Source organism: Dietzia sp. DQ11-38-2, from assembly GCF_014145055.1.
GTDB lineage: Bacteria > Actinomycetota > Actinomycetes > Mycobacteriales > Mycobacteriaceae > Dietzia.
Genome location: NZ_JAALDW010000524.1, coordinates 16,356 through 16,576, shown reverse-complemented (window position 1 = coordinate 16,576; position 221 = coordinate 16,356). Strand labels below are relative to the sequence as shown.

The 221-nt window shown below is 75.6% G+C and carries 1 pseudogene; it reads right to left on the bottom strand.

Annotation, left to right across the window (positions count from 1 at the left end):
- Window positions 1–221 (bottom strand): annotated as a pseudogene (locus tag G6026_RS17695) (AraC family transcriptional regulator); the annotation flags it as partial.

Sequence of the window (221 nt, the reverse complement as noted above, 5' to 3'; positions counted from 1 at the left end):
TGAGCCGCTGCACGGCACGCGTCGAGATCCCCAGGGCCGCGGCGACCTGGTCCACCCGCACGATCGACCGGTCGGAGGCGATGAGATCCTCCATGGCGTTGGCCAGCATCCCGTCGGCACCAGGCGCCGCCAGGGTCGCGGCGGCCCAGGCCGAGAAGGCGCGCACCGCCCGGTCCCGCGCGAGGGGTTCGCGCTGGTGGTCGCACTGGTCGACCCCGCGC